Source organism: Streptomyces sp. CBMA29 (assembly GCF_014596445.1).
Lineage (GTDB): Bacteria > Actinomycetota > Actinomycetes > Streptomycetales > Streptomycetaceae > Actinacidiphila.
The window spans coordinates 1-19,482 of record NZ_MECL01000134.1; the positions used below are offsets into that span (position 1 = coordinate 1).

Here is a 19,482-nt window from a genome sequence, read left to right on the forward strand (position 1 = left end):
CGCAACGCCCGCCCCACCAGCGGCACCGCCACGGCGCCCGCGACCACCGGCAGTACCGATCCCGTCAGCAAGCCGAGCCCGCCGCCCACCGGCAGGCACACAGCCTCGGGCCCGACCCGGCCTCGCCGACCGACGAACCGTGCGGCGATCCGCAGCGGCTCCCACGCCCGGCGACGGCCCGGCGTCCGTCCGTCGCGCCAGCGCGCAAGCCGGGCCGCCCACTCGCGGCGAGCCGTCTCCCCCGCCTTCCTCAGCCGCGCCAGCGCATTCGCCCGCTCCTCACCGGTGACCGGCCCCCGCTCGGCCTCACCCACCTCTTCGGGTCGTGGTCCGAGGAGCAGATCGCGCGCCCGGCGGCGGGGATCGGAGGTGCGCCATCGCGTGACGAGGAGGGCCAAGGCAGCGCAGAGGGCAGCGGCCCACCCGACTGAGGGCTGAAAGGTCACCGCGCTCATGACGCACCTGCCCGGCGATGTCCGACCGCCGGCTCGCGGCCCAGGCCACGGGGATCCGAGGTGCGCCAGCAAAACCCCGCGACCGCCAGCACAGCACGCCGGGCGGCAGCCCGCATGACCGAAGGTGGAGAGACCAGGGCACTCATGACGCACCCACCGAGCACAGCGCTGCCAACCGGTCCCAGCCGGGGCCGCGTTCGTGGTGGCCGCGGCTGTCGCGGAGCAGGGCGGGCAGGGTGGCGACGAGGCCGTCGGAGCCCCGCTTGAGCACGTGGATCTCGGCGAGGCGGCGCAGTCCCGAGCTGTCGCGGACGAGGTGGATGACGACGGCGAGTGCGGCGGCCAACTGGCTGTGCAGAGCGGCCCGGTCCAGGCCCGCGGTGGAGCCGAGGGCTTCGAGGCGGGCGGGGACGTCGGCGGCGGCGTTGGCGTGGACGGTGCCGCAGCCGCCCTCGTGGCCGGTGTTCAGCGCGCTCAGGAGGTCGGTGACCTCGGCGCCGCGGACCTCGCCGACCACGAGCCGGTCGGGGCGCATGCGCAGCGCCTGGCGGACGAGGTCCCGCAGGGTGACGTGTCCCGCGCCCTCCTGGTTGGCCGGGCGGGTCTCCAGGCGGACGACGTGCGGGTGGTCGGGACGCAACTCGGCGGAGTCCTCGGCCAGGACGATGCGGGCCGCGGGGTCGACGAGGCCGAGCAGGCAGCTCAGGAGTGTGGTCTTGCCCGACCCGGTGCCGCCGCTGATCATGAACGACAGCCGGGCGTCGAGGACCGCGCGCAGCAGCCGGGCGGTCTCGGTGTCGAGGGTTCCGGCCGTGACGAGTTCGGCGAGGGTGAAGGCGCGGGCCCGCACCACGCGCAGCGACAGGCACGGCGAGCCGACCACGACCGGCGGCAGGACGGCGTGCAGTCGGGTGCCGTCGGGCAGTCGGGCGTCGACCCATGGGTGGGCGTCGTCCAAGCGGCGGCCGGCGGTGGTCGCGAGGCGTTGGGCGAGCCTGCGCACGGCGGTGGTGTCGGTGAAGCGGACGGCGGCGCGTTCGAGACCGCTGCCGCGGTCGATCCACACCTGATCGGGTGCGTTGACGAGGATGTCGGTGACGGCGGGGTCGGCGAGCAGCGGCTCCAGCGGTCCCGCGCCGACGAGTTCGGACCGCAGGGCCGCGACCACGTCGAGGACTTCGCTGTCGCCGAGCAGGCGTCCGCGGGCGCGCAGCGCCGCGGCCACGCGTGCCGGGGTGGGTTCGCCGCCGTGTTCCGCCAGGTGCAGCCGTACAGCGTCGAGGAGTTCGGCGTTCATACCGTCACGCCCCCGCCGCTGGGCTGGGCCTGGGCGAGGAAGGCGGAGCAGAAGCGGGCGAGCGGGCCGCGGCTCGCTGAGCCCGGTGGTCCGCTGCCGGACAGGGCGTCCGACAAGCCTGGTTCCGGGGGGAGTTGGCCCGCCAGCGGCAGACCGACGAGACGGGCGATCTCGTCGTCGGCGAGGCCGGAGGCAAAGGGGCCGCGGGCGACGACGCGCAGGTCCTTGAGGACCATGCCGACCGCCGCGGCGACGCGGGTGGCCGCGGCGACCGCCCTCAACTCTGCGGGGACGACGAGGAGTCCGACATCGATCTGAGCGAGGGTCTCGGCGACCGCGTCGTCCACGCGCCGTGGCAGGTCGACCACGACGACTCCGCCGCGGCGGCGCGCGGCGCCGAGTACCGACCGCATGGCCTGCGGCGGGATGAGCACGGAGTCGCCGCGGTCCCAGCTCAGGACGCTCAACGCGTCGAGCCTGGGCAGGGATTCCTCCAGTGCCCCGCTGTTGACGCGGCCCCGTGAGTCGGCGAGGTCGGGCCAGCGCAGGCCGCCGACGCGTTCGGCGCCGAGCAGGATGTCGAGGCCACCGCCGAGCGGATCGCCGTCGATGAGCATGGTGCGCCTGCCCGTACCGGCCGCGGTGACGGCGAGCGCGCAGGCCAACGTACTGGCGCCCGCGCCGCCCCGGCCGCCCACCACCCCTACGGTCAGGGCGGGTTCGCTCACGCCTTCGGCGATGTCGGCGATGCGGTCGACCAGCCAGGTCTCGGCGTCGGGCAGGAAGAGGACGTGGTCGGCGCCGATCGCGACGGCTCTGCGCCACACGTCGTGGTCGTGCAGATCACGCCCGACAACCAGAACTCCCTTGCGGCGGACGGTGTCCTGGACTCGGGAGGTGGCCTCGGCGCCGACCAGGACGAGGGGCGCGGTGTCCCAACTCGTCGCACGCGGGGGCGCGGTGAAGACCACTTCCGGTTCCGTACCGGCCGCGGCGCACAGCCGCAGCAGGTCGTCGAGGAGCGTTTCGTCCTCGGTGACGATCAGCGGGCCGCCCGGCCCTTCGATGGCGGTCGGCCGCTGGTCGGGTGTCGTCGATCCCGTCATTTCCTGTCCCCCGTCGCTTCTGACGCGAGCACCGGTGTGCATCGCCTGTGATCAGGTTGGGGCAGACAGGAGAATTGAGATGATCTTGGTCGGAATCTGTGGACAACTCAGCGATTGTGGATAACTCCGCCACTCTCACGGGTGAGTTCGCCGACGCCTGGCAACGATTACGGACCGTCACACGTCGTACGCATCACAGCCGTGACGCACACGAGGGGGAACGACATGAGGATGCGAGTGGAAGGACGTCGCGAGAACCGGGAAAAGGCATCCGGACATGCGACGACCCCCGCCGGGGGGGAGAGCGGGGGTCGTCCCCACGGTCCGACTCGGGGGGGAGGAGCCAGACCGGGTTAGCACGGTCGCGAACGATCCGTGACTTCCATGGTGTACCCGAAGCCCTTCTCAGGCAAACCCACACGCCCGAGCTTACGCCGAATGGTGGTTGCCTATGCTCGTCACGTGGAAAACCACCTGCCACCGCGCACCGCGGCGTTCTTCGATCTCGACAAGACCGTGATCGCCAAGTCCAGCACGCTCGCCTTCGGGCGCTCCTTCTACCAGGGCGGTCTCATCAACAGACGTGCGGTATTGCGTACCGCATATGCCCAGTTCGTGTACTTGGTCGGTGGCGCGGATCACGACCAGATGGAAGGTATGCGCAAATACCTCTCCGAGCTGTGCCGGGGCTGGAATGTCCAGCAGGTGCGGGAGATCGTGGCGGAGACGCTGCATGACCTGATCGACCCGATCATCTACGACGAGGCGGCCTCGCTCATCGAGGAGCACCACGCCGCGGGCCGCGACGTGGTGATCGTCAGCGCCTCCGGGTCCGAGGTGGTCCAGCCGATCGGCGCGATGCTGGGTGCCGACCATGTCGTAGCCACACGGATGGTCGTGGAGGACGGCGCGTACAACGGGGAGATCGAGCACTACGTCTACGGTCCCGCAAAAGCGGACGCCATCGCCGAGCTGGCGAAGTCGGAGGGCTACGACCTGGAGCGGTCCTTCGCGTACAGCGATTCGGTGACCGACATCCCGATGCTGGAGTCGGTCGGTCATCCGTACGCGGTCAATCCCGACCGGGCGCTGCGCAAGGAGGCCGTCTCACGCGACTGGCCAGTGCTGACTTTCAGCCGTCCCGTGCGGCTGAATCAGCGGATTCCGTCGCTGTCGATGCCGCCCCGGCCGGTGCTCGCGGCGGCTGCCGTGGGCGCGGCGGCTGCGACGGCCGGGCTGGTGTGGCTGGCGTCCCGACGCCGTCGGCCCGCCCTTATGTCCTGATTGATCCCAAAAGTAAAGAAGTCGGGCGAGGGGTTCCCCTGCGCCTCCCACAGCGGTACAAAGGACGTAGCGGCCCGCGAGACCACGGAGTTCCGAGAGGAAGACCGCAGTTCACAGCACCAGGCCCCACGGACCGAGCATGGAAGTCAGGCACCCACGCGGAGCCGACCCGCTTATCGGGCCAGCCGCACCAGGTGACGGGCGAAGATCCCGGCCTGATCGGCAATTACCGTGCACGCACTGGTAACTTGACGGACATGGCAGCGGCGGCACCACAAGGTGCCGCCGCATCTCTTTTCAGCCACCACACATCCGGCGTCGACCGCTCAGGCGGCGCCCCGCTGAAGTGCTTCGCACACCGCGACGCTTTCGCGGACCCCGAGTTCCAGTGCCCGCCCGCAATGGCCGATCCACTGGACCATGCCTTCCGGAGTACCGGACGCGTATCCCTCCAGCGCCTTGAGATAACCGGCCCGGCCCAGCTCCGCGTGACCGACCTCGGCCGGACAGATCGACTTCGGGTCGAGACCGCTGCCGACCAGCACGATCCGCTCGGCGGCTCGCGCGAGCGGCCCATTGAAGGAGCCGAAGGGCCGAAGGCACAGCAATTCGCCGTGCACGACCGCGCCGACGACCAGCGCGGGCGCGTCGGTGCCCGCCCGCAGCAGGCCGGTCAGACCGTCCAGCCGGGCGGCGACCTCGGCGGGATCAGGCAGCGGGATCTCGGCGATCTCGACCAGCGGCTCGTCCACCGGCTCCCCCGCCAGCCGCGGGCGGCCGACCGTCGGCTCGTCCACCACTCCGCCCGCCGCCACCAGATGCAGCCGGGCGAGCGCCTGCACGGGCGACTGGCGCCAGATACTGAGCAGTTGACCGGCCTCGGCGGTCAGCCGCAGCGCCGCGCCGACCGTACGCGCCTGCTCGTCGGCCGAGAAGTCGCTGCGCCTGCGCACCTCCTCCAGCGGCCAGTCGGCGCCGGCCAGCGCCGCGGACCCGCGGGCACCGCGCAGCGCCGCCTCCGATGTGACCTCGGTGGACCGGCGCCGCATCACCCGGTGCCCGTAGACCTTGTCCACCGCCTGCCGTACGGCGTCCACCGATTCGGGTACGCCCGGCAGCGCGCCGAGGACAGCCATCGGGTCCGTCCGACCGGCGGCGGGAGCGGGATCAGCGTTCGTAGCCATGGTTCCGACCCTAAGGGCTGTCCCGTAGTCCCCGGCGGGCGTGCGACGACAGCTACGGCACCTCGCGGCGTTGTCGGGCTCGTCCTAATACAACCCGGTATGAGGACGACCCTCCGCCTTGCGATGCACCGCATCTGACGCCGCACGCTGATCCACCGCGGATGACGGGACAACCCTCAGTCACCCCCCAACCCGCGGAACGACCCCGAAAGAGTGGCCTTCCCCACTCCAAACGCTCACGATCCGTATCGGTGCCACTACGCTTGGCGAACATGAAGATCGCTTTCGTCGGGAAGGGCGGCAGCGGCAAGACCACGCTGTCCTCCCTCTTCATCCGCCATCTCGCCGCCTCCCGCGTACCGGTCGTCGCGATCGACGCGGACATCAACCAGCACCTCGGCCCGGCGCTCGGGCTGGCGGAGGACGACGCCGCCGCGCTGCCCGCGCTCGGCGCGCACCTGCCGGAGATCAAGGAGTACCTGCGCGGCGCCAACCCCCGGATCGGCTCCGCCGAGACCATGATCAAGACCACCCCGCCCGGCCGCGGGTCCCGGCTGCTGCGGCTGGTCGAGGACAACCCCGTCTACGCGGCCTGCGCCCGCACCGTGCACCTGGACGGAGGCCACGGAGGCCACGACGACCGGGACACCTCGGATGCCGAGAGCGCCGGGGACGACACCGCGCGGCTGATGGTCACCGGCCCCTTCAACGAGTCCGATCTCGGCGTCGCCTGCTACCACTCCAAGGTCGGCGCGGTCGAACTCTGCCTGAACCACCTGGTGGACGGCCGCGACGAATACCTGGTCGTGGACATGACGGCGGGCAGCGACTCCTTCGCCTCCGGGATGTTCACCCGCTTCGACATGACGTTCCTGGTCGCCGAGCCGACCCGCAAGGGTGTGGCCGTCTACCGCCAGTACAAGGAGTACGCCCGCGACTTCGGCGTCGATCTCGCGGTCGTCGGCAACAAGGTGCGGGACGCGGACGACCTGGCCTTCCTGCGCGCCGAGGTCGGCGACGACCTGCTGGTCACCGTCGGGCACTCGGACTGGGTGCGCGCGATGGAGAAGGGCAGGCCGCCGCGGTTCGCGCGGCTGGAAGAGGACAACCGCCGCGCGCTGCGCACACTGCACGAGCGGGCGGACGCCACGTACGAGCGCAGGGACTGGGCGCGCTACACCCAGCAGATGGTGCACTTCCACCTCAAGAACGCGGAGAGCTGGGGAAACGCGAAGACGGGCGCCGACCTGGCGGCGCAGGTCGACCCCGACTTCGTACTCGGCGAACGGGAACAGCACGAGCGGCGGGAGCGGTTGCCCCGCCCTGCGGCGGCCGCTAGCGCACAGCCGGCCTGATCCGCTCGGGACCGCCCGCCGTCGCGGCGGCGGGCGCTCCGCCCATGAAGGTGTTCCAGCCGTCCTTGGGCGCCTGGCCGACGTCCAGCGTCCGCAGCCGCGCGAGGACCGCGGGGTCCTGCGCGTCCATCCAGTCCGCGACCTGCTTGAAGCTGACGCAGCGCACGCCTTCCTTGCCGCAGACCTCCTTGACGGTGTCCTCGACGGCCTTCATGTAGACGCCGCCGTTCCAGGACTCGAAGTGGTCGCCGATGAAGAGCGGGGCGCGGTTGCCGTTGTAGGCGCGCTCAAAGGCGGCGGCCAGTCCGTCGTGCATCTGCTTGCCCCAGGCGGCCTGTTTGGCGGGGTCGCCGTGCACGGTGCCCGACTGGTTGGCGAGGAAGTTGTAGTCCATGGAGAGCGTCTCGAAGGCGCGCCCCGGCACCGGGATGTCCTGGAGCGGGAAGTCCCAGACGCCGTCGATCTTCGAGGGCCAGGTCTGCCGGCCGCCGATCGAGCTGGCGTCGTAGCGGAAGCCCGCGGCCTTGGCGGCCGGGATGAGATTGTGCTGGCCCTCCAGGCACGGGGCGCGCCCGCCGACCAGTTCCTTGCTGTAGTCGAAGGGCAGCGGGTCGAGTGTGGTGAGGCCGGAGTTGGTCTTCCAGTTCTTCACGAAGCCCTCGGCCTGCTGGATCTCACTGGACCACTCGTCGCTCGACCAGGTGCCGACGCCGCCGTTGGGACCGCAGAAATGGCCGTTGAAGTGGGTGCCGATCTCGCTGCCGTTCTGCCAGGCGAGGCGTAGTTCGCGCAGGGTGTCGGTGATGCCCTTGCGGTCGTTGAAGCCGATGTCGGAGGCACCGCGCGGGTGCTTGGGCGGGGCGTAGACGTCCTTGTGGTCGCCGGGCAGCAGGTAGACGCCGCTGAGGAAGTACGTCATCGCCGCGTTGTAGCGCTCGCCGACCTCGCGGAAGTGCGAGAAGAGTTTCTGGCTGTCCTCGCCCGCGCCGTCCCAGGAGAACACGACGAGCTGCGGCGGTCGCTCCCCCGGCTTGAGGCGCGCGAAGACCGGCTGATGGGGCTGCGGGCCGGTGTCGGCGGTTGAGCCGTCGCCGATGAGCCGGACGGTGTGGGGCGCCGCGGCTTCGGGGTGGGTGCCCGCGTTGCCGGGCTCGGCGCGGCCGACGGCCGGGGCGGTGCCGGGGCCGGACCCGGCGGCTGATCCGGAGCCGGAGCCCGAGCCGCCGGCGGAGCACGCGACCGCGCCCACGGCCAGCGCGGCTACGGCGAGTAGCGCCGGTGCCTTGCGCAGGGAGTGCATTCGTACCTCACATCACAGAAAAAGGGATTTGACCAAAAAGTGACATGCGACCTTGTCGTGACCGCAACGACCTGGCCGTTTATCTGCCAATTCACTCGATAGCAGTAAATAAAGCCCCGATCAGACCTCTGGACTTCACTCTCCGCAGTCAGTCGATTACTCTCCATTTACTGGCGCTTGAGAGTAGCGAGCGATAACGCTCCGCAATCACGTCCCGCCGTCCACCGAAGGAGACGGGAAATATGCAGAGAATCCACCGGTCCGATCTGTCCGCTTCGATCACGGTCTTCCTGATCGCCGTCCCGCTGTCGCTCGGCCTCGCGCTGGCGACCGGGGCGCCCCTCCAGTCCGGCCTCGTCGCCGCGGTCGTCGGCGGCATCGTCGCCGGACTGCTCGGCGGGGCGCCCCTCCAGGTCAGCGGCGCCGCGACCAGCCTGGTCGTGGTCACCGCCGATCTCGTCCACCGCTACGGCTGGCGCAGCACCTGCGCCATCACCGTGCTCGCGGGACTCGCGCAGCTCCTGCTCGGCATGGCGCGGGTGGCCAGATCCGCGCTCGCGGTCAGCCCCGCCATCGTCCACGGGATGCTCGCGGGCATCGGTACGGTCATCGCCCTCGGCCAGCTCCATGTGGTCCTCGGCGGCAGCCCGCAGAGCTCCGCTCTCGCCAACATCACCGCGCTTCCCGGCCAGTTGGCGGTCACCAACCCGACCACGCCCGCCATCGGCGCGATCACCGTGGCCGTACTGCTCGGCTGGCGGCGGCTGAGAGGCAGGGCGGGACGGCTGCTCGGTGCGATCCCCGCGCCGCTGGCCGCGGTCGTACTGGCCACCGCCGTGAGCGCGGGACTGTCGCTGCCGCGGGTGAACCTGCCCGCGTGGAGCGCGCCCGTGCTGCCCGCCCTGCCCTCGGGGCCGGTCCTCGGGGTGGTCGCCGCCGTGCTCACCGTCACCCTGGTCGCGAGCATGGAGTCGCTGCTGTCCGCGGTCGCCATCGACACCCTCCAGGGCCGGCGTCCGGGACCGCACGCCCCACCGGCCAAGCTCGACCGCGAACTGCTCGGCCAGGGCACGGCCAACGTCGTATCGGGCCTGCTCGGCGGACTCCCTATCGCAGGCGGCGCGATCCGCGGCTCGGCCAACGTCGAAGCGGGCGCCGTGACGCGCCGCGCCACCGTGATGCACGGCGTGTGGGTGCTGCTCTGCGCCGGGCTCGCCTCCTGGGCGCTGGAGCTGATCCCGCTGGCCGCGCTCGCCGCCCTGGTGATGCTGGTCGGCATCCGCATGGTGAGCTTCGCCCACATCAGACACGTCCAGCGGCACCGCGAATTCCCGGTGTACGCGGCCACGCTCGGCTCCGTGGTGCTGTTCGGTGTGCTTCAGGGCGTGATCGTGGGGATCGTGGTCGCGCTGTGCCTGTCGCTGCGCCGCCTGACCCACACGCGGGTCACCGTCACCAAGGAGCCGGAGTGCCACCGGGTGCGGGTCACCGGCCAGTTGACGTTCCTGGCGGTGCCCCGGCTGACCCGGGCCTTCGCCCAGGTCCCCGACGGGGCCAACGCGGTGGTGGAGCTGGACGGCTCCTTCATGGACCACGCGGCCTACGAGGCGCTGAACGCCTGGTGTGCCAGGCACCGGTCGCGCGGCGGACACGCGACGCTCGGCGACGCGGTCGGACGGACCGTCAGCGAACCGGTGAGCGCGCACGCCTGCCGCCCCTGGACGCCGTGGCGCAACCACCACTGCACCCGCTCCGGCACCGTGCCCGCCACCAGCGGCGGTCAACTGCTCGGCGGTGTCAGCGCCTTCCAGCGCAACACCGCGCCGCTGGTCCGCGAGGAGCTGGCGCGGCTGGCCCGCGAGGGACAGCGGCCCGGCCAGCTCTTCCTCACCTGCGCGGACTCCAGGCTGGTCACCAGCATGATCACCTCAAGCGGTCCCGGTGACCTCTTCACGGTGCGCAATGTGGGCAATCTGATGCCGCCGCCCGGCTCCGACGCCTCCTGCGACTCGGTGGCCGCCGCCGTCGAGTACGCGGTGGACGTGCTCCAGGTCTCCAGCATCACGGTGTGCGGACACTCCGGCTGCGGCGCGATGCAGGCGCTGCTGGGCTCCGGCCACGAGCCGGGTGCGCAGACGCCGCTGGCCCGGTGGCTGCGGCACGGCCGCCCGAGCCTGGCGCGGCTCGGCCGGATCGGCAGACTCGGCCGCGGCGAGGTGGCGCTCGCGGACCGGCCGGTCGCCGACGACCTCGAAAGGCTGAGCCTGGTCAATGTGATGCAGCAGCTCGAGCACCTGATGGCGCACCCCTGCGTGGCCCGTCGGGTCAGCGAGGGCACGCTCCACCTGCACGGCATGTACTTCCATGTCGCGGAGGCGCAGGCGTACATCCTGGACGGTTCGACGAGTGTGTTCGCGGCGGTGGGGCCTGACGCCGCACCGGACACCGCCCGGGAGGCCGCAAAGGTCTAAACCATTTTTCGGGTAGCTATTGTCAGGGTGGCCCAGGACTGGTGAGGTAGTGCTGGGACATGTGGGACACCCTGACAAGGAGCTGGCGTGAGCAGCAAAGAGAGCCTGGCCAACCTGCTGAAGGAGGAGCGGCGGTTCGCTCCCCCGGCCGAACTGGCGGCGTCCGCCAATGTCACGGCGGACGCGTACGAGCAGGCGGCGGCCGACCGGCTGGGGTTCTGGGCCGAGCAGGCCCGCCGTCTGACCTGGGCCACCGAGCCCACGCAGACCCTGGACTGGTCGAACCCGCCGTTCGCGAAGTGGTTCGCCGACGGTGAGCTGAATGTCGCGTACAACTGCGTCGACCGCCATGTGGAGGCCGGGAACGGTGACCGGGTCGCCATCCACTTCGAGGGGGAGCCCGGCGACAGCCGCAGCATCACCTACGCGGAGCTGAAGGACGAGGTCTCCCGCGCCGCCAACGCGCTGACCGAGCTGGGCGTCGAGAAGGGCGACCGGGTCGCGGTCTACCTGCCGATGATCCCCGAGGCCGTCATCGCGATGCTGGCCTGCGCCCGGATCGGCGCCGCGCACTCGGTGGTCTTCGGCGGCTTCTCCGCCGACGCCGTCGCGTCCCGGATCGCCGACGCCGACGCCAAGCTCGTCATCACCTCCGACGGCGGCTACCGGCGCGGCAAGCCGTCCGCGCTCAAGCCCGCCATCGACGACGCCGTCTCGCGCTCCCCGCAGGTCACCAACGTCCTGGTGGTGCGCCGCACCGGCCAGGAGGTGGAGTGGACCGAGGGCCGGGACGTGTGGTGGCACGAGATCACCGAGCGCCAGTCCGCGGAGCACACCGCGCAGCCCTTCGACGCCGAGCACCCGCTGTTCATCCTCTACACCTCGGGCACCACCGGTAAGCCCAAGGGCATCCTGCACACCTCGGGCGGCTACCTCACCCAGGCCAGCTACACCCACCACGCGGTCTTCGACCTCAAGCCGGAGACCGACGTCTACTGGTGCACCGCCGACATCGGCTGGGTCACCGGCCACTCGTACATCGTCTACGGCCCGCTCTCCAACGGCGCCACCCAGGTGATCTACGAGGGCACGCCGGACACCCCGCACCAGGGCCGGTTCTGGGAGATCGTGCAGAAGTACGGCGTCACGCTGCTCTACACCGCGCCCACCGCGATCCGTACGTTCATGAAGTGGGGCGACGACATCCCCGCGAAGTTCGACCTGACGAGCCTGCGCGTCCTGGGCAGCGTCGGCGAGCCGATCAACCCCGAGGCGTGGGTCTGGTACCGCGAGCACATCGGCGGCGGCAGGACCCCGATCGTGGACACCTGGTGGCAGACCGAGACCGGCGCCATGATGATCTCCCCGCTGCCCGGCGTCACCGAGACCAAGCCCGGCTCCGCGCAGCGCGCGCTGCCCGGCATCGCCGCGACCGTGGTGGACGACGAGGCCAACGAGGTACCGGACGGCTCCGGCGGCTACCTCGTCCTCACCGAGCCGTGGCCGTCGATGCTCCGCACCATCTGGGGCGACGACCAGCGCTACATCGACACCTACTGGTCCCGTTTCCCCGGCCGCTACTTCGCGGGCGACGGCGCCAAGAAGGACGACGACGGCGACATCTGGCTGCTCGGCCGGGTCGACGACGTCATGCTCGTCTCGGGCCACAACATCTCCACCACCGAGGTCGAGTCGGCGCTGGTCTCGCACCCGAAGGTCGCCGAGTCCGCCGTCGTCGGCGCCGCCGACGCCACCACCGGGCAGGCCATCGTCGCGTTCGTCATCCTGCGCGGCACCGCGGAGGACAGCGCGGACCTGGCGGGCGCGCTGCGCGACCACGTCGGCAAAACGCTCGGCCCGATCGCCAAGCCCAAGCGGGTCCTCATCGTCAACGAGCTGCCCAAGACCCGCTCCGGCAAGATCATGCGCCGCCTGCTGCGCGACGTCGCGGAGAACCGCGAACTGGGCGACGTCACCACCCTCACCGACTCCACGGTGATGGACCTCATCCAGAGCAAGCTGCCGAGCGCGCCCAGCGAGGACTGACACCCCCGACCCCACCACACCCCGCGCGACCACATACCGCACCACCACACCCACGCGACCACTCCCATGAGGGGCGCCCCGGCAACCGCCGGGGCGCCCCTCACACGTTCGGGTTAGGCTGACGACACATCGCGGCAGGATCGCGACAAAACTTAAGGGCGCGCCGGGAAGTCTGGTCGGCACACGGGACACCTGTGTCCGCAGCCAGCCGCACCCGCCCAGGAGGCCGCCCCCATGACCGAGTACCCGCGTGGCTGAGCAACCGCGCCGTCGCGCCGACACCGTCCTCGGACGGCTGCCGCTCCCGGAACGCACCTTCGTCCTGGACGCGCTGCGCGCGGAGACCGTCGGCGGAGTCCTGCTCCTGGTGGCCGCCGTCGGGGCGCTGATCTGGGCGAACACCCTGCATCACAGCTACGAGAGCGTCAGCGGCTTCCACTTCGGCGTCTCCGCGCTCGGCCTCGACCTGTCCGTCGCGCACTGGGCGGCGGACGGCCTGCTCGCCGTCTTCTTCTTCGTGGCAGGCATCGAGCTGAAGCGCGAACTGGTGGCGGGCGAGCTGCGCACCCCCTCGGCCGCCGCGCTCCCGGTGATCGCGGCCGTGTGCGGCATGGCGGTCCCCGCGATCTTCTACACCGTCGTCAGCGCCACCGGCGGCGGCTCCCTCAAGGGCTGGGCCGTCCCCACCGCCACCGACATCGCCTTCGCGCTCGCGGTCCTCGCCGTCATCGGCACCGCCCTGCCCGCCGCGCTGCGCGCCTTCCTGCTCACCCTCGCCGTCGTCGACGACCTCTTCGCGATCCTGATCATCGCCGTCTTCTTCACCTCCTCGATCAACTACGCCGCGCTCGGCGGAGCGGCGGCCGGACTGGTGGTTTTCTGGCTGCTGCTGCGCTCGGGAGTACGCGGCTGGTACGTGTACGTGCCGCTGGCGCTGGTGATCTGGGGCCTGATGTACAACAGCGGCGTGCACGCCACCATCGCGGGCGTCGCTATGGGCCTGATGTTGCGCTGCACCAGGCGCGAGGGTGAGCGCGAATCTCCCGGCGAGCACATCGAGCACCTGGTGCGGCCGATCTCGGCGGGCCTTGCCGTACCGCTGTTCGCACTGTTCTCCGCCGGGGTCGCGGTCTCGGGCGGCTCGCTGCGGGATGTGTTCACCAAGCCCGAGACGCTCGGTGTGCTGATCGGACTGGTGGTCGGAAAAATCGTCGGCGTGTTCGGCGGCACCTGGCTGGCGGCCCGCTTCACCCGCGCACGACTCAACGCCGACCTCAAATGGCCCGACGTCCTGGCGGTCGCCTCGCTCGCCGGAATCGGCTTCACCGTCTCCCTGCTGATCGGCGAACTGGCCTTCAAGGACGACGCGCTGCTCGCCGACGAGGCGAAGGCCGCCGTCCTGGTGGGCTCGCTGCTCTCCGCGGTGCTGGCGACGATCCTGCTGAAACTGCGGAACAACAAATACCGCGCCATGTACGACGAGGAGGAGCGCGACGAGGACGGCGACGGCATCCCCGACGTGTACGAGCAGGACCAGCCCGCCTACCACCTGCGGATGGCCGAGATCCTGGAACGGAAGGCCGCGGAACACCGCAGGCTCGCCCGTCTGGCCGGGGGCGACGGCGCGGATGACTCCGGCTGAGGCATGATCTGACGGAACGACAACGATTGACGACGGAGGACGCAATGAGCGCAGCCCACGACGACGACGGGCGCAGCCTCGGCCAGTTGTTCGCCTCCGCCACGGCGGATGTCTCCGCCCTGGTGCACGACGAGATCGCCCTCGTCAAGGTGGAACTGCGGCAGGACGTGAAGCGGGCGCTGTTCGGTAGCGGCGCGATCGGTGTCGCCCTGACGCTGGCCTTCTTCGCCATGCCGATGTTCAGCATGGCCGCCGCGTACGGCATCCACGCGCTCGGGATCACCCTGGGGTGGTCGTTCCTGATCGTCGCCGGGGCGTACGTGCTGATCGCCGCGCTCCTCGGCCTGGTCGCGTACGGCCGGTTCAAGAAGGTGAAGAAGCCGGAGCGCTCCATCGAGTCGGCCAAGCAGACCGCCGCGGTGATGAAGAACGCGAAGCCGCACCCGCGTCCGCTGGACACGGCCACGAGTCTGGACAAGGCCGCCGCCAAACCCGCGCTGCCCCGCGCGGACAGGGACGCGGGACGGGGCGTCGTACGGGATTCGGTGTCCGACGCCGTGCCGGATTCGATGACCGGTTCGACCAGAGCACCCGACCTGAAGATGTGACACTCTCTCCACCATGAGGGTCGTCGGCAGGTCGGGCAGGGCCACGGGAAACGACAGCGGAAGCGGTCCGGGAAAAGAGTCGGGGAACGGCTCGGGGAACGCGCCGGTAACCGGGCCGTCAGGTGCGGGCGGCGGTTCCGTCCCCCGCCTCGAAGGGCCGTGGACCCACCGTGACGTGGCCGCGAACGGCGCCCGCTTCCACATCGCCGAGATGGGCGACGGCCCGCTCGTCCTCCTGCTGCACGGCTTCCCGCAGTTCTGGTGGACCTGGCGGCACCAACTGCCCGCACTCGCCGAGGCCGGTTTCCGCGCGGTGGCGATGGACCTGCGCGGGGTGGGCGGCAGCGACCGTACGCCGCGCGGTTACGACGCGGGCAACCTCGCGCTCGACGTCACCGGGGTGATCCGGTCGCTGGGCGAGCCGGACGCCGCGCTGGTCGGTCACGACCTCGGCGGCTACCTGGCGTGGACGGCCGCGACGATGCGGCCCAAGCTCGTACGCCGTCTCGCGGTCGAGTCGATGCCGCACCCGCGCCGCTGGCGCAACGCCATGCTGACCGATCTGCGGCAGAGCAAGTCGGGCGCCTACATCTGGGGCTTCCAGTCGCCCTGGCTGCCCGAGCGTCACCTGGTGGCGGACGACGCGGAGTTGGTCGGCCGGCTGATCCACCAGTGGTCGGGGCCGCGGCTGCCGGACGACGAGGCCGTGGACGTCTACCGGCGCGCGATGCAGATCCCGTCGACGGCACATTGCGCGGTCGAGCCGTACCGCTGGATGGTGCGGTCGATGGCGCGGCCCGACGGCATCCAGTTCAACCGGCGGATGAAGCGGCCGGTCCGGGTGCCGACGCTGCACCTGCACGGCTCGCTCGACCCGGCGATCCGCAGCCGCAGCGCGGCGGGCAGCGGGGAGTACGTCGAGGCGCCGTACCGCTGGCGGCTCTTCGACGGCCTGGGGCACTTCCCGCACGAGGAGGACCCGGCCGCGTTCTCGACCGAGCTGATCAACTGGCTGAAGGACCCGGAGCCGGACCGCTGAGCCGTACGCTCCTGACGGGCCCAAGCCACCGCCTCCGCACGGCCTCGCGCCGTAACTGACTTACCCTCAGCGAAGCTCTGACCCGCCGTCAGGCGTCCCCCTGCCACCGCGCCCGCCCCGTACGCATCAGGCGTCCGCGTGTCGGTCATATGATCCGCAAAATGCCGGACGCATAGGCCAACCGGACGACCGAAGGGCGATTACCGACCAAGGGCTGCGGGCACTTAGCTTCGTATGGGTTGGACGCACGACTACCGTGACGTATCACGCAATCGCCGTAACACTTCCGTCTCCGTCAACAGCGGGGCGCCCTTGGCCGTACTCCCGCCGGGGGAGCCCCAGATCGGAATCCCGCGCATCCTGCGGCGCCGGGCCCGCTGGGTCGGCGCCCGGCTGCGGCACGCCAGGGCGCAGTGACCGCCCGGCCGACGGACGGCCCGGCCGACAGATACGCCGGGCCGGCCGTCGGTCACCTCACAGCGCGCAGTTCTCCGTGTCGACCTGCTGGCTCGCCGCCGTGCCCGCCGCGATGTCCGGGCGGACCTCGTCGGCGGTGAGCGCGTAACCGGTGTTCGAGTCGTCGAGTGACTTGGCGAAGACGACGCCCGCCACCTGCCCGTTCGTGGTGAGCAGCGGGCCGCCGGAGTTGCCCTGGCGGACGGTCGCGTACAGCGAGTAGACGTCGCGGTGGACCGTGCCGCGGTGGTAGATGTCCGGGCCGTTGGCCTCGATACGGCCGCGGACGCGGGCGGCGCGTACGTCGAAGGCGCCGTTCTCCGGGAAACCGGCCACGATGGCGTCGTCGCGGGACTGTACGTCGCCGCTGGTGAACGTGAGCGCCGGCGCGTTCAGATGCGGCACGTCCAGGACGGCGATGTCGCGCTGCCAGTCGTAGAGGACCACGCGGGCGTCGTACAGGCGGCCCTTGCCGCCGATCTGCACGGTGGGCTCGGAGACGCCGCCGACGACGTGCGCGTTGGTCATCACGCGGTCCTTGGCGAAGACGAAGCCGGACCCTTCGAGGACCTTCCCGCAGCCCGACGCGGTGCCGACGATCTTGACGATGCTGCGGCGGGCGTCGGTGACGACGGCGCTGTGCACGAGGTTCGGGTCGGGAGGGGGCACCGAGGTGATCGGCTCGGAGCCGAAGGGCCCGAAGACCTGCGGCAGGCCGTTCTGCGCGAGGGTGGAGCTGAAGTCGGTGAACCAGGTGTCGGCTTCCTGCGGCACCACCCTGGAGACGCCGAGCAGCACCTTGGACGAGCGCACCTCGCGGCCTATCGTCGGCAGCGCGGTGGTGGCCAGCGCGCTGCCGATCAGCCAGGCCACCAGGAGCATGGCGAGCACATTGACCAGCGCGCCGCCGCCCGCGTCGACGGCGCGGGCGGGCGACCACGTGATCCGGGTCCTGAGCTTGTTGCCCAGGTGCGTGGTGAACGCCTGCCCCACCGACGCGCACACGATGACGACCACCACAGCGGTGATCACCGCGACCGAGCCCGGCGAGGAGTGGTCCGTCGCCTTGTCCCAGAACAGCGGCAGCAGGTAGATCGCGGCGAGACCGCCGCCGAGGAAGCCGACCACCGACATGACTCCGACGACGAAGCCCTGCCGGTAACCGACCACGGCGAACCAGACGGCGGCGAGGATGAGCAGAAAGTCCAGCACGTTCACCTGGACACGGTCTCATGGCCGCCCCGCCCGACGGCACCGTACGGCCCAGGTGACCTGCGCGGTACGGCCGATGACCGGCGCCGTGGGACCGAACACGCCCCTGACATCCCCCGAAGACGCCCCGGCACCCGCCCCGGATACCGGCCGTACGAGCCCCGCAGGGCGCGGCACGACGCTGTCACGCCCTAGGCGAGCGGCACCTTGCGGTCGCGGTCCCAGGGCCGCTCCCAGCCCGCGAACTGGACGATCCTGTCGATCAGTCCCGCGGTGAAACCCCAGACGAGCGCGCCTTCGACCAGGAAGGCCGGGCCGAGGAAGCCGCTGGGGTGGGTCAGGGTCGCGCGGTTGGCGGGGTCGGTGAGATCGGCCACAGGCACCCGGAAGACGCGGGCGGTCTCGGCCGGGTCGACCACGCCGACCGGAGTGGGCCTGCGCCACCAGCCGAGCACGGGGGTCACGACGAAGCCGCTGACCGGGATGTAGAGCCGCGGCAGTACGCCGAAGACCTGGACGCCCGTCGGGTCGAGGCCGGTCTCCTCCTCGGCCTCGCGCAGCGCGGCGCGCACCGGCCCGTCGCCGTCCGGGTCGCCGTCCTCGGGGTCGAGGGCGCCGCCGGGGAAGGAGGGCTGGCCCGCGTGCGAACGCAGCGCCCTCGACCGCTCGATGAGCAGCATCTCGGGGCCCCGGTCGCCGTCCCCGAACAGGATCAGGACGGCGGACTGCCGCCCGCCGCCTTCGGGCGGCAGAAAGCTGCTGAGCTGTTCCGGCCGGACGCCGGCGACGGCGTCGGCCACCGGTTCGAGCCACCGCGGCAGCCCGGCGGCGCTGATCTCGACGGCGGCGCCCGCTCCCGTACCGGCGGCCGTGCCCGGTCCGAAGCCGGCTCCCGCGCCTGTACCGGCACCCGCGTCCGCTCCGGTGCCCGCCCCCCGCGCGCGGGTCATGAGGCCGCCAGCGGGGGCGCGGGCTGACCCGGGTAGTCCGGCGGGGGCTTCAGGCGCTGTCCGGGGGCGCCGCCCTTCTCGTACTTGAGCAGCTTCTCGGCCTTCTCCGGGTCCGTCTCGCCCTCGCCGTAGGCCGGGCAGAGCGGGGCGATCGGGCAGGCGCCGCAGGCGGGCTTGCGGGCGTGGCAGATACGGCGGCCGTGGAAGACGACGCGGTGCGACAGCATCGTCCAGTCCGATTTCGGGAAGAGCCCGGCGACGTCCTCCTCGACCTTCTCCGGGTCCTGCGACCCGGTCCAGCCGAAGCGGCGGGCGAGGCGGCCGAAGTGGGTGTCCACCGTGATGCCGGGGACGCCGAAGGCGTTGCCGAGTACGACGTTGGCCGTCTTGCGGCCGACGCCCGGCAGGGTCACCAGGTCTTCGAGACGGCCGGGCACCTCACCGTCGAACCGGTCCCGCAGCGCCACCGAGAGCCCCTGCACGGACTTCGCCTTGGCGCGGAAGAAGCCGGTCGGGCGCAGGATCTGCTCCAGCGTCTCGGGGTCGGCCACCGCCATGTCCTCGGGCGTCGGGTACTTCGCGAACAGCGCGGGCGTCGTCTGGTTCACCCGCAGGTCCGTGGTCTGCGCGGACAGCACCGTGGCGACCAGGAGCTGGAAGGGATTCTCGAAGTCCAGCTCTGGATGCGCGTACGGATAAACCTCCGCCAGCTCGCGGTTGATCCGCCGCGCCTGCCGTACCAGTCCCGCATGCGTCTGCGCGACCTTCGCCTTCTTGATCTTCTTGACCACCGCACCACTCGTCGCCATGCCGCCAGCCTACGGGCCGCCGCCGACACAGGGCGCCACAACGATCGTGGCGCGGTGTCGCGGGCCCAGGACCGGCGGCTCAGGGGCGGCGGGGCGCGCCGTCACCGGCCGTACCGGACGCGTGCGGGAGGTCGTCCCCCGGTCCAGGGCGAACCCCCGGGCGTTCCCCCGCAGCACCCGTCGCCGCGCCCTGCGGCGTGTCCCGCGGCGTCTCCCGCGCGGGCCCGGCGGCGTGCGAGCCGGTGACGATCCGCGAGGTGTCGGCGGG

General features: G+C 71.3%; 15 protein-coding genes and 2 pseudogenes. 8 read left to right on the forward strand and 9 right to left on the reverse strand.

Annotated features, from left to right (window positions below):
• The 3 genes and pseudogenes from BGM09_RS18780 to ssd form a co-directional block, all read right to left on the reverse strand.
• A pseudogene (locus tag BGM09_RS18780) lies at positions 1-455 on the reverse strand (hypothetical protein); the annotation flags it as partial.
• 142 nt (positions 456-597) lie between these two features.
• Complete coding sequence (locus BGM09_RS18785) at positions 598-1,752, reverse strand: TadA family conjugal transfer-associated ATPase (protein WP_188282790.1); 1,155 nt, start codon at positions 1,750-1,752, stop codon at positions 598-600.
• Complete coding sequence (ssd, locus tag BGM09_RS18790) at positions 1,749-2,858, reverse strand: septum site-determining protein Ssd (RefSeq protein ID WP_188282791.1); 1,110 nt, start codon at positions 2,856-2,858, stop codon at positions 1,749-1,751. Before ssd ends, BGM09_RS18785 begins: the two co-directional genes overlap by 4 nt.
• A 438-nt stretch (positions 2,859-3,296) precedes the next feature.
• On the opposite strand from ssd, the gene BGM09_RS18795 reads away from it, so the two are divergent.
• Complete coding sequence (locus BGM09_RS18795; protein WP_188282803.1) at positions 3,297-4,142, forward strand: HAD family hydrolase; 846 nt, start codon at positions 3,297-3,299, stop codon at positions 4,140-4,142.
• 326 nt (positions 4,143-4,468) lie between these two features.
• Here the strand turns inward: BGM09_RS18795 and BGM09_RS18800 are convergent, their stop codons facing one another.
• On the reverse strand, positions 4,469-5,326 hold the full coding sequence (locus tag BGM09_RS18800; RefSeq protein WP_188282792.1) for an oxidoreductase: 858 nt from the start codon (positions 5,324-5,326) through the stop codon (positions 4,469-4,471).
• Between the two features lie 272 nt (positions 5,327-5,598).
• Between BGM09_RS18800 and BGM09_RS18805 the strand changes: the two genes are divergently transcribed.
• Positions 5,599-6,681 carry an ATP-binding protein gene (locus BGM09_RS18805; protein WP_188282793.1) on the forward strand — a complete coding sequence of 361 codons (1,083 nt, stop codon included), beginning with the start codon at positions 5,599-5,601 and terminating at the stop codon, positions 6,679-6,681.
• Here BGM09_RS18805 and BGM09_RS18810 read toward each other — a convergent pair.
• Positions 6,662-7,981, reverse strand: coding sequence for a hypothetical protein (locus BGM09_RS18810; RefSeq protein WP_188282794.1), 1,320 nt, complete (start codon positions 7,979-7,981; stop codon positions 6,662-6,664). The two genes, BGM09_RS18805 and BGM09_RS18810, sit on opposite strands and share 20 nt — an antisense overlap.
• Before the next feature lie 242 nt (positions 7,982-8,223).
• On the opposite strand from BGM09_RS18810, the gene BGM09_RS18815 reads away from it, so the two are divergent.
• From BGM09_RS18815 to BGM09_RS37805, 6 genes are all read left to right on the forward strand, one after another.
• A complete protein-coding gene (locus tag BGM09_RS18815) occupies positions 8,224-10,452 on the forward strand; it encodes a bifunctional SulP family inorganic anion transporter/carbonic anhydrase (protein WP_188282795.1) in 2,229 nt (742 codons plus the stop codon).
• 87 nt (positions 10,453-10,539) lie between these two features.
• Positions 10,540-12,498 (forward strand): acetate--CoA ligase, encoded by a 1,959-nt coding sequence (gene acs / locus BGM09_RS18820; protein WP_188282796.1) that lies wholly within the window; start codon positions 10,540-10,542, stop codon positions 12,496-12,498.
• A gap of 250 nt (positions 12,499-12,748) precedes the next feature.
• Entirely contained in the window at positions 12,749-14,140 is a 1,392-nt protein-coding gene (gene nhaA, locus BGM09_RS18825) for a Na+/H+ antiporter NhaA (protein ID WP_188282797.1), read from the forward strand.
• Between the two features lie 44 nt (positions 14,141-14,184).
• Positions 14,185-14,748, forward strand: coding sequence for a phage holin family protein (locus tag BGM09_RS18830; protein WP_188282798.1), 564 nt, complete (start codon positions 14,185-14,187; stop codon positions 14,746-14,748).
• Between the two features lie 13 nt (positions 14,749-14,761).
• On the forward strand, positions 14,762-15,787 hold the full coding sequence (locus BGM09_RS18835; protein WP_188282799.1) for an alpha/beta fold hydrolase: 1,026 nt from the start codon (positions 14,762-14,764) through the stop codon (positions 15,785-15,787).
• A 234-nt stretch (positions 15,788-16,021) separates the two neighbouring features.
• Positions 16,022-16,204: a hypothetical protein gene (locus BGM09_RS37805; protein ID WP_223187240.1), complete on the forward strand. Its 183-nt coding sequence runs from the start codon at positions 16,022-16,024 to the stop codon at positions 16,202-16,204.
• A gap of 57 nt (positions 16,205-16,261) precedes the next feature.
• On the opposite strand, the gene BGM09_RS18840 is transcribed toward BGM09_RS37805, so the two are convergent.
• The 4 genes and pseudogenes from BGM09_RS18840 to BGM09_RS37810 all read right to left on the reverse strand — a co-directional run.
• Entirely contained in the window at positions 16,262-17,461 is a 1,200-nt protein-coding gene (locus BGM09_RS18840; protein ID WP_188282800.1) for a MarP family serine protease, read from the reverse strand.
• A gap of 185 nt (positions 17,462-17,646) precedes the next feature.
• Positions 17,647-18,405 carry an NUDIX hydrolase gene (locus tag BGM09_RS18845; protein ID WP_188282801.1) on the reverse strand — a complete coding sequence of 253 codons (759 nt, stop codon included), beginning with the start codon at positions 18,403-18,405 and terminating at the stop codon, positions 17,647-17,649.
• The gene (gene nth, locus BGM09_RS18850) at positions 18,402-19,214 is read right to left on the reverse strand and encodes an endonuclease III (RefSeq protein ID WP_188282802.1); all 813 of its coding nucleotides are present in this window, start codon (positions 19,212-19,214) and stop codon (positions 18,402-18,404) included. Before nth ends, BGM09_RS18845 begins: the two co-directional genes overlap by 4 nt.
• 79 nt (positions 19,215-19,293) lie before the next feature.
• Positions 19,294-19,482: pseudogene (locus BGM09_RS37810) on the reverse strand (transcriptional regulator); the annotation flags it as partial.

What these genes read in the sequence shown, in the direction of transcription:
- BGM09_RS18785 (WP_188282790.1), bottom strand. Translation starts at nt 1,752, where the DNA reads ATGAACGCCGAACTCCTCGACGCTGTACGGCTGCACCTGGCGGAACAC.
- ssd (WP_188282791.1), bottom strand. Translation starts at nt 2,858, where the DNA reads ATGACGGGATCGACGACACCCGACCAGCGGCCGACCGCCATCGAAGGG.
- BGM09_RS18795 (WP_188282803.1), top strand. Translation starts at nt 3,297, where the DNA reads ATGGTGGTTGCCTATGCTCGTCACGTGGAAAACCACCTGCCACCGCGC.
- BGM09_RS18800 (WP_188282792.1), bottom strand. Translation starts at nt 5,326, where the DNA reads ATGGCTACGAACGCTGATCCCGCTCCCGCCGCCGGTCGGACGGACCCG.
- BGM09_RS18805 (WP_188282793.1), top strand. Translation starts at nt 5,599, where the DNA reads ATGAAGATCGCTTTCGTCGGGAAGGGCGGCAGCGGCAAGACCACGCTG.
- BGM09_RS18810 (WP_188282794.1), bottom strand. Translation starts at nt 7,981, where the DNA reads ATGCACTCCCTGCGCAAGGCACCGGCGCTACTCGCCGTAGCCGCGCTG.
- BGM09_RS18815 (WP_188282795.1), top strand. Translation starts at nt 8,224, where the DNA reads ATGCAGAGAATCCACCGGTCCGATCTGTCCGCTTCGATCACGGTCTTC.
- BGM09_RS18830 (WP_188282798.1), top strand. Translation starts at nt 14,185, where the DNA reads ATGAGCGCAGCCCACGACGACGACGGGCGCAGCCTCGGCCAGTTGTTC.
- BGM09_RS18835 (WP_188282799.1), top strand. Translation starts at nt 14,762, where the DNA reads ATGAGGGTCGTCGGCAGGTCGGGCAGGGCCACGGGAAACGACAGCGGA.
- BGM09_RS37805 (WP_223187240.1), top strand. Translation starts at nt 16,022, where the DNA reads ATGGGTTGGACGCACGACTACCGTGACGTATCACGCAATCGCCGTAAC.
- BGM09_RS18845 (WP_188282801.1), bottom strand. Translation starts at nt 18,405, where the DNA reads ATGACCCGCGCGCGGGGGGCGGGCACCGGAGCGGACGCGGGTGCCGGT.
- nth (WP_188282802.1), bottom strand. Translation starts at nt 19,214, where the DNA reads ATGGCGACGAGTGGTGCGGTGGTCAAGAAGATCAAGAAGGCGAAGGTC.